A 14314-nucleotide genomic window follows, 5' to 3' on the forward strand; every position below is an offset into this window, starting at 1 on the left:
CCTTTCTCCAGGGGTTGTTTTTTTCCGGCACACCTGACTATAATCCGGCCATCGTCTGAACTGGTATCATGAGACTAAAGCCCTTTCGCGGACCAAGGCCTGATGCATTGCGACCTGCAATCTACAAGTAACTTTTATCAAGCGGTCAACTTATGGACTTTCAATACCAATTTGTGCTGAATACCCTCCCCCAGCTTATGCAGGGGGTCAAACTGACCATCTACATCACAGTCTACGGCCTGGTGGGCGGCATGATTCTCGGCCTTTTTACCGGCCTCTTTCTTGCCTACAAAATACCTTTACTCAATCTCATCGGAGCGGGTTACGTCTGGATTATCAGGGGGACACCCATTGTTGTTCAGGCCATGTTCGTATATTTTGCCCTGCCCCTGGCCATGGGAATCCGCATGTCCGGCATTAATGCCGCTGTCCTGGTTCTGGCCATCAATGCAGGAGCCTATATCGCTGAAATTGTCAGGGGTGCGGTTCTGTCCATAAACAAAGGTCTGGTTGATGCCGGTCTGGCCCTGGGACTGTCCAGACTCCAGGTTACAGCCTTTGTAGTCGGTCCTCTGGCCTTCAGAAGAATGATCCCCCCTCTGGGCAACCAGTTCATTATCGGCCTCAAGGATACATCATTATTTATTGTTATCGGCGTGGGAGAACTCACCAGACAGGGCCAGGAAATCATGGCCTCGTCCTTCCGGGCTCTGGAGGTCTGGACAGCAGTAGCCATCATCTACCTGGTGCTGACAACGGTTCTGGCCCTTTCCCTGCGCTGGCTTGAACGGAGAATGAAGATAATATGAAGATCGTTGAATGTAAGAAAATGTGCAAAAGCTTCGGCAAGACTGAAGTCCTCCATGATATTGACCTGTCCATCAACACCGGGGAGGTGGTAGTGGTCCTGGGCCCATCTGGATCAGGAAAGTCCACCCTGCTCCGGTGCATCAATGTCCTGGAAAAAATCACTTCCGGAGATTTGATAGTAGACGGAAAAAGCGTGATCGATCCCAGAACCGATATCAGGCTTATCCGCCAGGAAGCCGGGATGGTCTTTCAGCAGTTCAATCTCTTTCCCCAGATGACCGCCCTGGAAAACGTGGCCTTTGGGCCAAGGAAAGTCAGGAAAAGTTCCAAAAAGGATGCCAATGCCCTGGCCATGGATCTGCTAACCAAAGTCGGCCTGGCTGAGAGGGCCGGCCACTACCCGTCCCAGCTTTCCGGAGGTCAGCAGCAGCGAGTGGCCATTGCCAGGGCCCTGGCTGTCAAGCCCAAGCTGATGCTTTTTGATGAACCTACTTCGGCCCTTGATCCCGAACTCAAGGGGGAAGTTCTCTCGGTCATGCGCTCCCTGGCCGAGGAAGGAATGACCATGATCGTGGTCTCCCACGAAATCAACTTTGCCCTCAATGTCGGCAGCAGACTGATCTTCATGGACGAAGGAAGGGTGATCCACGATGGTTCACCCAGAGAGCTCTACAACGACCCTCCAACAGACAGACTCAGGGACTTTCTGCACAATATCCAGTAACATGGGAAGACAATGACCACAAACCGTCCCAAGATCCTCATAGTGGACGATACTCCCACCAACATCGAAATTATTGCTGAAATTCTTGAGCAGGAATATGAGATCGTCTTTGCCAAGGACGGACCTGAAGGGATAGCCATGGCTGAGCTGCACCGTCCGGACCTGATTCTGCTGGACATAATGATGCCGGAAATGGATGGTTTTGAAACCTGCCAAAAGCTTAAGCAGAACCCGGTGACCAAAAACATTCCGGTCATTTTCATCACTGCCCTGGACATGGAAGAAGACGAGGCCAGGGGGCTCCAGGCCGGGGCTATCGACTATATCACCAAGCCCATCAGACCATCGGTGGTCCGGGCCAGGATAAAAAACCATGTGGAACTTAAAAGACACAGGGATTACCTGGAGAACATTTCCATGATGGACGGCCTGACAGGAATTCCAAACCGGAGACGCTTTGATGAGTACCTTCTCCAGGAATGGCGGAGGGCTCAGCGTCGCAGGACCTGGATTTCCCTGCTCATGCTGGATATTGACCATTTCAAGCTCTATAACGACAATTACGGACATTCAAAAGGCGACCAGTGTCTGAAAAAAGTAGCCAGGACCATTGAAGACGTTTTGACCCGGCCGGCTGACCTTGCTGCCAGATACGGCGGAGAGGAATTTGCCTGTGTCCTGCCCGAAACCGACCCTGCCGGAGCCTCCACCATGGCTGAGAAAATTCATGCAGGGATTGCTTCCCTCAAAATTCCTCATGAATACTCTCCCATCGACCAATCTCTGACCCTTAGCATCGGTGCCTCCTCAACCATTCCTGAACCGGGTTCATCCCCGGATATCCTGGTCAGAAAAGCAGATCAGATGCTCTACCTGGCCAAACGTTCCGGCCGGAAACAGACCCGGTCTCAGAAGATCTGATCACCTTTGCACATCAGTGGTTCAAGCCTGCCTGCCGTGGTTGGCTGGCCTTGATTTTTTTGTTCCTGCCCGGACAATCCTGAACACCTGACTTGATCAATGCCCTGCAGGCCAGGATTAAATCCTTTGGATCCCTAAATAGCAGGCCCCAATGAATATCAGCTTTTTTCGGGCTTGACTTTTCCCCTGGCAACACCGATTGTGAAAATAAGAACTTAATTGTTTCACCTGGTTTAATATACCATTAAATTATCATGGTTGAACATAAGACCAGAGATTTAAACCTTTCAGGCTATCCGGAAATCAACTGTGCTGAACAGGAGAATATTTCCCGGTTTTTTTTCGACAAGAGCGACTATGAGCTCCTGCGTCTGGTTAATGATGTTTACAAAAAATCCAAATCACCTGAACAGAAAAAACTCCTGACCCCTTATCTCCACCCCCACGGCATCAAAGAGGCTGCCTCTCCCAGAGCCCTCAGGGTGGCATATTCAGTAACCCAGCTTCTGGGCTCCCTGAAAACCGGCCAGGCCAGTGACAGGATCAGCGCTCTGAATTCCCTGCGGGACGAGGTCCTGTCCACTTCCCACGGACCCATGCGCATCAATACGGCCAGGGTCCTCATCGAGATCATGAAAAACCTGGTCCGAAGCCACGGTGACTGCCGAAAACAGCTTGAACTGGCCAGGGACTTTTCCGAGGTCTCTTCGGGTAAACCCAGGCTGGTCCGGGCTCAGCTCCGGAAATACCGCCTCCTGGAAATGCCCGAGGAGTGGAATCAGGTGGCTTTTGATGAACATGTCCACGACGTCAACACCACCGGCCGAAAATCACCCACCCACCTGATCATGGACGCCTGGATCAAGGGCATCAGAAGCATCACCGTGGTCTATTACAACCACGTCCCCAGGGAGGCGGCCCGGGAACTTCTCCAGGCCGCTGCCATCATGGATATAAATGTCAAGATCGGCATTGAGTTCATTGTTCCCTTTAGAGGCAAACAGGTTCAGATGATCTGGATTCCCAGAGGGTTCAGCGGATCACTGGGATTTCTGGAGTTCCTGAGCGTCCCCAGAATTGTAGAATTCATGGACCAGGGAAAGCTGGTTTCCAGAAAAAATCAATCCTATACATTGATGCTTCTTGATTCTTTCAATAAAAATCACCTGGAACCGGTGAATCAGAAATACGGAATCAGGATGTCCAGGCTCAAAGAGTCGGACTTCATCAGTTCAGTAGGGCCGGGGCAGGCCTCAGTCCACCATCTGGGAAGATATATCAGAGACTGCATAGCAGCCCATACCGGGGCCGGAACTGAACCTGACATCAGCCTTCAACCTGTTGGCAGTGACAAATACGGTGCAGACAATACTTTTGAAGCCAGCCTGTCCATTCCGGATATCTACGACATCATTGAAGATTACCTCAGGCCCTCCAGGAACCCGCAGCTCCCCAGCCTGCTTGAGGGTTCGGACCTGCCGGAGCTGCTGACCCTTTCACCTTTTGAGCTGGCCTCCAGAATCAAGTCCCTGCACTCCAATTCCAATATCACCCTGAACCTGTGCGATTTGAAGGTAGAGGATGTCATTGAAATCCTCTATGACTGCCAAGGGCACATCACTCACCTGGAAATTCTCAACCTGAAAAATCAGGTCCTGGGCAGGGAGCATGACAAGGACCGGATCATCAATCTGCAGACCGCCATCAATGCCGGCAATATAATCAAGCTCAAGAAATACCTGAGCAAGATGCTGGACCAGGTCCAGGCCAAGGATGACATGGGCCGGGAAAGAAGAGGCAAGCTCATAGAAATCCTGTGCGACATCCCGACGTTTCAGTCCTTCTACAAAGACAACCCCCTTGGCTCATGCATTGGGTCAGATTCCACCGGACGCTCCCGGAGACTCTACGGTATGGGCCTGGTCCTGGCTGACTCCCTTCCTCCGGGTGCCCGCCGAGAACTCCGGAAACAGAAAAGCTCTTCCTACAGCCGGACCAGCGTTGGGGTTAAGGCATACACCAGACATACCCTGGTTCCGGTCAACAGGTCTCTCTGGCTGGGAGTAGTCCGGCCTGGAAGAATCCCAGGCCTGGGCAGGCTCAGCCATCGAAAGATCACTGACTGGGATATCCACGATTATTTCCCAGTCCCGGCCAGGCAAAGCAATATCTACACCATGGGCGGGATAAAAAAACCTTCTGCCCCAACCCAGACATCAAAGCCGGAAAACGGGCCTGATCAGACCAGAAGAATATCCACCAGGTATCTGAACACCAAGATCAAGATCACGGCCAAGATCGCCCTGGGATTCATTCCTGCCTTTCTGACCTTCTACCTCAACCAGGACTGGTGGCTTCTGGCTTATTTTGGAGCCGTCATCTGGTTTGCCATTACCGGAATCAGGAACATTATCCAGTCGGTCCTGGGCTGCGGAGGTATCAACAGACCATCCCTGGTCAAATGGAACAGCTATGTCAGCTGGGACCGGCTGGCTGACTCTTTGATGTATACCGGATTTTCCGTGCCCCTGCTGGACTACCTCATCAAGACCCTTGTTCTGGATCAATCTCTGGACATGACCGTATCCACCAACCCGGTCCTGGTTTATTCTGCCATATCCCTGGTTAACGGCATCTACCTTTCCACTCACAATTTTTTCCGGGGGCTGCCCAGGGCGGCTATAATCGGCAACTTCTTCAGGAGTATCCTGGCCATCCCCCTGGCCCTGACATTCAACTGGCTGGCCGGAGGAGCCCTGGCCCTGATGGGGGTGGTTGCTGTGGATCTTATTCTGCAGCAGTGGGCAGCCATCATTTCCAAACTGGCATCAGACACAGTAGCCGGAATCATTGAAGGGCTGGCTGACCGGGCTCAATACATCCGGCGCAGGGTCCTGGACTATAGAAGCAAGTTCAACCATCTGTTCAACACCTATGCCCAGCTGGAGGTCCTTTTCCCCCTGGACGACGTACTCTCCCTGCTGGAGTCCACCAAAGAACTGCTGCAAACCATTGAATACGAAAAAAGAGACATGGTGAACATCCTCATAGTCAATGCCCTGGACCTGCTTTATTTCTGGATGTATCAGCCCAGAGCCAGGGACGTCCTCAGGCAGATGTTCAAAAAGATGACCAGGGAAGAAAGAAAGGTCATTCTCCTGTCCCAGCATGTCCTGTTCAGGGAAAAACAGATCAGCCGGCTTCTCCTGGAAGGGCTGGTGGGAAAAAGATTTTCCAGACCACTGGCCTTTTACCTGGATCACTGGAGAACGTATCTTGAAGAACTGGAATATATGGCTGAAAAATGTCCACCCCTGAAAAATGACTCCAGTGCAGGTTCTTTTATGGACGACTTCTCCAGCCCAGGCCAGGCCAGCCTCCAGAATAGAATCTGAACTATACCCGGGATAAATCAGCACCGGGCTGCGTTCCAAAGCTCATCATTCCGGCTGCATCAGGATTTTTATCCTTGTCTGATATTTGATATTGCCATCATCTGGTACGGGGGTTATTAATAGTTCAAAATTTACCAACAATTTATCCCAGATGGAGACTTGCCATGGCCAGAATACTGAAAATATTGGCGTCAGTGATGGGAATTTTCATCATCCTCATCATCCTGGCCGGACTTATCCTGCCCAGAATCATTGATGTAAATGACTATAAAGACAGAATATCCGTGGAAATAGAAAAGGCCACAGGTTTTGAGGTGGTCATGGAAGGGGATATTGAACTTTCAGTCTTTCCATGGCTGGGACTGAGCCTGGGCCACACCTATGTGGCCAACCCTCCTGAATTTGAGGACACACCCATGGCCTCCCTGCAGGAGCTGCAGGTCAGAATCAAACTCTGGCCCCTGTTCATTGGCCGGGTTCAGGCAGACAGAGTGGTTCTTAATGGATTCAATCTTGACCTGATTATTGATGAACAGGGCCGGGAAAACTGGGCTGTCCAGAGGGTCCGGGACCCTGCACTTCCGGATCAGGGACAAGACCAGCCAGAGGAAGCTCCCCAGACCGAGGCCGGGACACTGGTCCTGCCGGAGATTGACATTGACGGACTGACCATTGCCGAGGCAAACATTTCCTACCAGGACAGACAGAAAAACCAGGTGGTCCGGGTCCGCAATCTCCACCTGAACACCGGCAGAATCAGCCTGGACAACCCGTTTGATGTATCAGGCAGCCTGAATTTTGAGGGCATTGACCCGGATCTCACCGCAGCCCTGCAGTTCAGCACCCAGACTTTGCTGGACACCCGCAACGAAATCGTCCAGCTCAACGGCCTTAGTCTTGCCGTGGATGCCACGGGCCAGATCCTGCCCAGGGAGATCAAAGACGCAAGTCTCAATGCTGACCTGATCTATGAGATCGCTGGCAACGCCCTCAGGCTGGACAACCTTGAGCTAAACATCCTGGACGCCAGAATCACCGGCCAGGCCGCAGTTCTGGATCTGGACGGAACCATGGACGTCCGCTTTGACATCCAGGGCCGGGATCTGGATCTGGACAAAATCCTGGCCCTGGATCAGGCCGGGACTGACCAGGCTTCTGCCAGGGAACAGACAGCCCAGAACACTCAGGCAGGATCTTCATCCAATGACCCCTTCAATCTTTCATTCCTGCATGATTTCAAAATCCAGGGAACAGCCGGGTTTGAGCGGATCAAAGTCGCCAACATCCGCGTGGATGAAGCTGGAGCAGACATCAGATCAGGTAACGGACAAATGACCCTGGAGCCGCTGACTGCCTCTTTGTATCAGGGAACTTACCAGGGGCTGATCAACCTTCAGGACTCAGGAGGGGGGGCGCTGGTCCTCAACACTTCCCAGAGTCTGGAAAACATGCAGGTAGGTCCTTTTTTAAGGGACCTGACCGACAATGACCTTTTGTCCGGGACTGCAATGATTCAAAGCGATGTCCGGTCAACCGGCCGAAACAGCGATTCCCTGGTCAAAAACTTGTCAGGCAAGGCCCGGTTCTCTGTGGATGATGGAGCCATCAAGGGGGTTGACCTGGAAAAAATGATCAGAGAGGTTTTTGCCCTGGCTGCCGGCCAAATCGACTCAACCTCGGAACAGGAAGGCGAAACAGAGTTCACCAATCTGGGAGCGACCTTCGACATCACCAGCGGGATAGCCGTATCCAGAGACCTTTCCATGAGTTCACCCGTCCTGGGCCTGCTCGGGGATATGACCCTGGATCTGCCTGAATCGAGCCTGGATTCCAGATCCAGGATCAGCCTGGACGGAGCCCTTAAGGAGGAATTGAGCTCAAGGTACAACCTGAGGGAAGTCACTATTCCCCTGCGGGTCAGAGGTCCTTTTGATAACCTCAGCTTCGGTCTGGACACTGAGACAATAATCAAAAGTTTTGTCCAGGAAAGAGGCCAGGAAGTGATCCGTGATCTTCTGGACCGGGTTGCCCCCCAGGAAGAAGCCGGAGAAAACGGCCAGGCTGAGGACCCGGTTGAGGGTATCTTAAGAAGAATTATTCCCGGCAGATAGGATCAGCCCATAACGCACACTTTTTTGAACAATGCCCAGGGATGTCCGGCAGTGGTTCAACCATGACCAGGACCTGTTCCATGACTAAAAGGACTGAAAATGTCTCGTAATAACTGCCCAAAGCTGACTAAGGTCGGCTGGTTCCTCTGTATTCTTATCTTCTTCTGTTTCAGTCAGGCTTCAGCCAGACCAGTGGAAGTAGTACTTTTTCCGGATTCAGCCAGGGTCTGGGAGGAGGCTGTGCTTCCCATTGAGCAACAGGGCCACCGGCTATCAACAAGATTCAACCTGCCATCCCAGGCTGATCCGAACACAGTTACCATAACTCTGGCCCAGGAAAGTCCCTTTTCAATCACGGATATTGCATGGGAAAAGACAATGGCCCCTGAGACCGATCAGATGGCCGGGCTCAGAGAACAGCTTGATGAATTGCAAAAACAAAAGTCAGGACTTGAAACAACCATCAAGTCCCGAAAAATAGGAGCGCTTTTCTGGGAAAACCAGGCTGGCTTCCAGGCTGATACAGGGGCAGACATGGCAGACCTGGCCGGGATCATCACCACCAGCCTTGAACAGGCTTACTCTGCAATAGAAAAGGACCAGCAGCAGCTGGAAAAAGTAGTCAGCCGGATTGAAGAGATAAAATCAAGGATGGAACAAATTGCCGGACCTGACAATATGGTCTGGAAGGCGCGCATTCTTCTTGACGGGCCCGGTAATGTCCGCCAGCTGGAGGTGGCCTACAGCTACATCCTGGGGAACAGCGGATGGAGTTCATTCTACCGCCTGGAAGCCAGACCAGGACAGGATCTGGTGGAATTTTCATGGGATGCGGAAGTCTGGCAGACTAGCGGCACTGACTGGGATAATGTCCAGATGAGCCTGGCTACCCTGGAACCACAAAGAAAGCTTGATCCCCGCCCTCTGCCCGAATGGATAGTTGGCCCCAGGCAGGTCCTGGGCCCGATGGTCCGCACTATGGACATGGCTAGAAAATCAGAGCCGGCCCTCATGGCCATGGAGTCGCAGCCCATTCTGGAAAGGACCGGGACCTTTTCCCAGTGGCGCCTGGGTCCAAGAAGTCTGGCTGCGGGTGAAAAATCCAGGTTCAACATCCAGCAGGAAGACTGGCCTGCCCGGTTCACCCACCTGTTAAGACCCAGTCTGGGAAACAGCGCCTTTATCAGGGCTGCTGTTGAGTTCGAGCTGGGCGGTGATTATCCCGGGGGACAGGCTCTGTTTTTTCTGGAGAGAGCCTTGACGGGTAAGAAATGGTTCAGTCTGACCGGGACAGAAGAAACTCTTTTCTTTGGCCAGGACCCCTTTGTCAGTGCCGAACTGATAACCAGGGAAAAGAAATCAGGTGCAGCCGGCTTCCGGGGAAACCGGCAAACCTATCTGTGGGACTTTGTAATTGGTCTGGAAAATAACCATTCATACCCGGTGGACTTAAGGGTGGAAGAACCAAGACCGGTTATCAGTGATGAACGAGTCAACGCCTCCTTTGATTTCCGACCAGAGCCCACGGAAAAGACCCAGGATATGTTCATCTGGGAACTGCCCCTGGAGCCCGGGCAAGAGGCTGAAATTCATATCAGGATAAACATGCAGGCTCCCAAAGACATGGATATGGACTGGGGCTGGAGAAGATAGGAGAAATAATGCTTCGGGATCCGGGAAACATCGAACTCTACGTTACTGACGATGGACTGGCTGTAAAAGTGAAAAGCTATGCCCCGCCTGGGGGCAGCAAAGCTCCCCTGACCCAGAAACAGATCACCGGGCGACTTAAAAAGGTCGGCATCCGGATTGATATTGACCACGAATTGATCAATGCTGTGGTGGCCAAAGCAGCTGCTGGGTCGGACATCACCGGGTTGACCGTTCTCAAGGGCAAGGTTCCCTTGAAAAAAGGCACCCTCTATTTCAAGCCCAGGGGTAATCCTGAGTTTCCGGTATTCAAGGGTATGGTCATAGGAAGCATGGAAAAACATGACCAGGATGTTCCGGGAGTGGATGTCTTTGCCCAGAAGGTTCTTCCGGAAAACAGCACCCGCTCCACCCAGAGCTTCAAAGTTGGATCAGGATGTGTCCTGGATAAGGAATCAAACCAGATCCTGGCCAGAGGATACGGTCAGGTCCTGAATTCCTCCCTGGAGGTGAAAGTCAAACCCCTCTTCCGCATCAGTCCGGACAAGACCAGGATAACCAGCATCATCTTTCATTCTGATTTTCAAGGTGAATCCATCACTCCGGAAAGAATCGTGCAGAGCCTGACTGAAATGAAGCTTGGCAGCAGTATTGACCATAAATCCATTGAAGCAGCCCTTTCCAAGGCCTACCAGACCAGGGCTCCCCAGATTGCGGTGGTGGCCAGGGGCAAACCGGCTCTTGACGGCCGGGATGGATATTTTGATCCTTCAGAAGCGGTCAAGCCACCGGATGTCAATGATCAGGATGTGAATGTCCGGGTCAATTTCCGGGAACAGAGCATTTTCCGGTCAATTGTCCAGGGTACTGTTTTGGGCAGGCTTTATCCCCCGGAGAAAGGACAGGATGGCCTGGATGTGTTCGGAAACACCATTTCAGCCCAGCCCGGCAAGGACTCCCCAATTCAACCGGGCAAGAACGTGGAAGTCCTGGATTCTGGAGATGTTTCCGCCCTGATCTCCGGTCTGGTTGTTCTGGACAACAGCCAGATTTCTGTTCTGGATTTTTTAAGTATCAACGGAGACGTGGACTATAACACCGGGAACATCCGGCTGGACAGCGGCTCTGTAGAGATCAAGGGGTCTATTAAAGAAGGCTTTTCCGTCAAAAGCCCGGAGCACGTCCTGGTCCACAAAAACATTGAAGAGGCCCAGGTTCTGGCCGGTGGAAACGTGGAGGTCTCATTCGGCATCGTCATGAAGGGTTCCGGAAAAATCAAAGCCGGAGGGCTGGTGCGCTGCAAATTTGCAGAAAATGCAGTTATTCAGGCTGGAGGCAACATAATCTTCTCCAGTAACCTGAACAACTGTCAGGTCAGCTGTACAGGGGTGGTATCCTCAACCGGCAAAGGCATTGTCATCGGCGGCAAAATAAGTGCCGAGGATCACCTGGAACTGGGTCAGATCGGATCGGACTACGGGGTCAAAACCGATGTCTTTGCCGGTCCCAGGCAAAAAAACGTGTCCAAGCTTCAGGATGAAAAGACAAAACTCATTAAACACCACAAGGAAATTAAGGAGATCCTAGTCCAGCAGGCCATGCAGAGTAAGACCGGCGGACTAAACGACCAGCAGAAGCAACGGACCAAGGAGCTGATGGAGACTTACAACACCATCCAGAACCGCATCAAAAAAATGGACAGGCTGATCCTGGAGAAAAGCACGGACTCTGTTGATCCCCAGAAACATTATGTGCTGGTCAAGAATATCGCCTACCCCGGCACCACCATCCACATTGCAGGCAAACAGCTGAAAATTCACGAACCTATCCGTTCAGCCCGCTTCTTTTTTGATCCATCCAAAGACGCTGTGGTCTGGAGCTGATTTTTTTCAATACTGCTTAAGTTTTTTTTTCATCCGCCGATAACCAGACTATACCCAACCGGTCCTGGGTTCCAGGACCGGCAGCACAGCTGCAACCCCCCCCAAGGCAGGATGATGTCATGAAAATAACTGAGTACTCCTTAAACCTGGACAGACCGTCCATGGTCTCCCCCGGTCCCGGTCCGGACATCAAAAGCACCCCCTTAAAGCAGGCCCAGGATCTGCCTGAAAAGCTCGACCTTCCCCGGGACACCCTGGATCAGGACAAACTGACCAGTGCAGTAACTTCCATCAGCCAGTACGTTTCTTCCATGGGAGTCAAACTCAAATTCAATATCCATGAGGAAAGCGACCAGTACCAGGTGGAGGTGGTCAACCCGGAAAACGACAAGGTCATTCGCAAAATCCCCCCGGATGAACTACTGGATCTGGCCGTATCCATTGAAAAAATGCTGGGGCTTTTTGTAAACAGGAATTTATAGCTGCCTCATCCGGGAATACCTTGAACTGTCTTTCAATTTCCCTGACCATGATCACCCAGGATTGCTTGGCTTTGCCCGCAGCCACAGAGGTGCCAAGCTTCTAAACTGAAAATCTCCCTGGTCCGGGCCGTAGATTCTAACCAGTCCAGGCCATAAACCAGGTCATATCTTTATTTTGCATCCAAACCAAAAAGGACCACCCCCAGGGGTGGTCCTTTTTGGTTTGTTGATACGTCTGTTAGATTTTCTACTGGTTCAAGCCTTTAATTAACTACCTCTTCATCTGGATGAGCACGTTAAGCATCTGGTCCGTGGTGGTAATGATCTTGGAATTGGCCTGGAAGCCTTTTTCCGTGGTGATCATTTTGACAAACTCAGTGGCCAGATCCACATTGGACATTTCCAGGGAGTTAGCTGATATTGATCCCAAACTTCCGGTACCTGCCAGGCCGGTGATAGCCGGACCCGAACTCCTGGTCTCGGTGAACAGGTTGCCCCCTTCCCGTCTCAGACCCCACTGGTTGTTGAAATCCGCCAGGGTCAGGGCGTAAAGGTCCAGGACCTGGCCATTGGAATATCTGCCTGTGAGCACGCCATCCCGGTCAATGGATATATTCTGCAGAAAGCCAGAGGTATATCCGTCCTGGGTCTGGAACAGGGTGGTGGAGGCAGAGCTGTAGTGGGTAGTGGACAGGGCGCTACGTTCGGTATCTATAAAATTTGGAAGATTACCCGGGTCAGTGCCAATCATATTTGCATTAAAAGTATCTGGATTGACATTCCAACTCCCTGTCCTGTTACGCAAACCAAAATTCATTTCTATATTTCTGGCATTGTCAGCCCCAGTATAGCTGGCATTATCTTCTCCCAAAAAGTTTGCTGTAAACACGGGATATCCATTTTGGGAAAAATCGGCAGGAACCCAGCTTGCGAGATTATCAGGGTTACCCAAACCATCCTCATCCAGGGTAAAGGCACTTTGCCCAATAATGTCGCCAGCAGCATTAAAAGTTAAAGAACCTGTCATGAGCACGCCTTGGCTCTTAGCTCCTTCCATTCCTTCCCTGTTGTCATTAATGGGATTTACCGTGACCATATATTCCCATTGCCTGTTCCCTCCTGATCCCGCAATTACATCAGGATCTCTGACAGGATCAAAATATGTAGTCAGATTATAAGACGAGCCATTGGCATCATATACTTTGATAGTACTTTGATAAGCATACCTGGCATCACCCAGAGGAACATCTTGATTAGCATCCCAGTTATTGAACATTGAAAAAAATGGATAAGGTTGCAATACGTTTACACCATGCTCAGATGCTGGATCTCCATCTAGAGGCCCTGCACCTACTAATATAAATTCATCTCCATCCCACTCAAGTTCATAGTTATTACCTCCAACATCTACAGTATACGGATTTCCTTCATCATCAATTAAACGATTCTCATCATCACTCCTTAAATATACTTGTGTGCCATCAATCTCATAAGTTAGAAAACCTTGGTTTATTGACACATCCACACCATGCTCAGATGCTGGATCTTCATCTAGAGGCCCTGCACCTACTAATATAAACTCATCTCCATCCCACTCAAGTTCATAGTTATTACCTCCAACTTCTACAGTATACGCAGTTCCATCTGCATATTTTAATCTATCATCACCTGGATCAAGAAAAAGCTCATCACCACCTACTTGATAGAGAACTGCAAAGCTACCCATCTCCTCTTCAGCTCTTCTAGGAAAACTTCTTGATCTCTCCACACTGTTGGAATCCAGGTTGACCATCATTTCAACCTGCCTGGTCGCTTCTGGCGGAGACTGAAAGTTTTCCAGCCTGATGTCTGTAGGTACACCCTGGATTTGAACTCCAGAAGCTGCAGCCAGAACCTGATCATCATCTGCAATGCCACCATCTGTATCCTGGCGCACCGACCATCCCTGGACAGCGTTGCCATGGGGGTCCACCAGGAATCCGTCCTTGTCGAACCGGAAATTCCCGGCCCTGGTGAAAAACTGCTGTTCACTGTTCTTGGGGCTGACCACAAAAAAACCATCACCACCAATGGCCACGTCTGTGGCTTCATTGGTGGTCTCCAGGGCTCCCTGCTGGAAGTCAGCCATAATGGCCCCTGTGGCTACGCCGCGTCCCACCTGGCCCACTCCGGCCGAGGTGTTCACATCCTGGCTGATAAAGTCCTCGAAATGCAGGCGTGACCCCTTGAACCCAACTGTGTTCACGTTGGAGATGTTGTTTCCAATAACCCCCATTTTCTGGCCGTGCCCCTTAAGGCCGCTGACCCCGGTATAAAGGGATGATGAAAGGCTCATATT

Annotated in this window: 9 protein-coding genes; 8 read left to right on the top strand and 1 reads right to left on the bottom strand. The window is 51.3% G+C overall.

All coding sequences use genetic code 11. The features are described from left to right. The first annotated feature begins 152 nt into the window (after positions 1-152). The 8 genes from glnP (at position 153) to P771_RS0107860 (ending at position 11976) form a co-directional block, all read left to right on the top strand. Positions 153-809 carry a glutamine ABC transporter permease GlnP gene (glnP, locus tag P771_RS0107815; protein WP_028574707.1) on the top strand — a complete coding sequence of 219 codons (657 nt, stop codon included), beginning with the start codon at positions 153-155 and terminating at the stop codon, positions 807-809. Further along, positions 806-1534 (top strand): glutamine ABC transporter ATP-binding protein GlnQ, encoded by a 729-nt coding sequence (gene glnQ / locus P771_RS0107820; RefSeq protein ID WP_279614514.1) that lies wholly within the window; start codon positions 806-808, stop codon positions 1532-1534. Before glnP ends, glnQ begins: the two co-directional genes overlap by 4 nt. A 12-nt stretch (positions 1535-1546) precedes the next feature. After that, on the top strand, positions 1547-2455 hold the full coding sequence (locus P771_RS0107825; RefSeq protein ID WP_028574709.1) for a diguanylate cyclase domain-containing protein: 909 nt from the start codon (positions 1547-1549) through the stop codon (positions 2453-2455). A 254-nt stretch (positions 2456-2709) separates the two neighbouring features. Beyond that, positions 2710-5850, top strand: a complete 3141-nt coding sequence (locus P771_RS16895; RefSeq protein WP_051617201.1) for a hypothetical protein — start codon at positions 2710-2712, stop codon at positions 5848-5850. Positions 5851-6014: 164 nt separating this feature from the next. Next, entirely contained in the window at positions 6015-7961 is a 1947-nt protein-coding gene (locus P771_RS0107840; RefSeq protein WP_028574711.1) for an AsmA family protein, read from the top strand. A 99-nt stretch (positions 7962-8060) separates the two neighbouring features. Further along, positions 8061-9614 (top strand): DUF4139 domain-containing protein, encoded by a 1554-nt coding sequence (locus P771_RS0107845; RefSeq protein ID WP_028574712.1) that lies wholly within the window; start codon positions 8061-8063, stop codon positions 9612-9614. An 8-nt stretch (positions 9615-9622) separates the two neighbouring features. Next, entirely contained in the window at positions 9623-11494 is a 1872-nt protein-coding gene (locus P771_RS0107850) for a flagellar assembly protein A (protein ID WP_028574713.1), read from the top strand. A gap of 119 nt (positions 11495-11613) precedes the next feature. After that, entirely contained in the window at positions 11614-11976 is a 363-nt protein-coding gene (locus P771_RS0107860) for a flagellar protein FlaG (protein WP_028574714.1), read from the top strand. 271 nt (positions 11977-12247) lie between these two features. Here P771_RS0107860 and P771_RS18285 read toward each other — a convergent pair whose 3' ends face one another. Continuing rightward, positions 12248-14311, bottom strand: coding sequence for a flagellar hook protein FlgE (locus P771_RS18285; RefSeq protein ID WP_051617202.1), 2064 nt, complete (start codon positions 14309-14311; stop codon positions 12248-12250). Positions 14312-14314 lie beyond the last annotated feature (3 nt).

It is taken from the genome of Desulfonatronovibrio hydrogenovorans DSM 9292, from assembly GCF_000686525.1.
GTDB lineage: Bacteria > Desulfobacterota > Desulfovibrionia > Desulfovibrionales > Desulfonatronovibrionaceae > Desulfonatronovibrio > Desulfonatronovibrio hydrogenovorans.